1 protein-coding gene is annotated in these 643 nt (G+C 35.2%); it reads right to left on the minus strand.

Annotation, left to right across the window (positions count from 1 at the left end):
• A partial coding sequence (locus tag AC1DSL_RS19175) for a GNAT family N-acetyltransferase (RefSeq protein ID WP_477533474.1) occupies nucleotides 1–276 on the minus strand: 276 nt, incomplete at its 3' end.
• Nucleotides 277–643 lie beyond the last annotated feature (367 nt).

Below are 643 nucleotides of genomic sequence, written 5' to 3' on the forward strand. Positions count from 1 at the left end.
TCCAATCCCTTTGCGAAAAGAAGCGGGAGCCACAACCAACCGGCAAATATCAACGAAGTCTTCATTTTCTTCATAGGAGAGAACCCCAAGGAGTTGATCGTCTTCGTAATAACCGATGAAAATTTCTTTGCTGTTCATGATGTCGTCGACTGTTTCGGAAAGAGCTGGAATGCTTTGGAATTCAATGAGGTCTGCTTCGATTTGATAGGAGGGACGTTGGATGGTAAGGATTTWAAGTGCAAAGTGTATAATGGAGTTTTTCAATGGTTTAATCATAAAGGTTCTCTTCCTTTAAAAAGTTTTTATTTATAAGGAGTTTTCAATAAATTAAGAATATACTAAATGTGATCAGATATCAATAAACAGTGAGTAGTTTAATGGATTAGTTGTAAATTATTTTTAAGCGAATAGATAGATTTATAAATTTAAATGTAATGCACCAAGTTGATGTAATTATCTCTAAATAGTGAATAAGAAAATGCCGTTCGCAGAAAGAAAACATGTATAGCCAGGATGCTGCATGAGCATACAAAGGAGCTCGGTAAGTGACAGGAGGACAAGGAAAAAGTGAATCGTATAGTAAAGGTTGAACGACCTGAATTGATAACAGTTTGTAAACTTGTCGGAACATTTGATAAAGTTG

Source organism: Paenisporosarcina sp. P4_D4, from assembly GCF_056401835.1.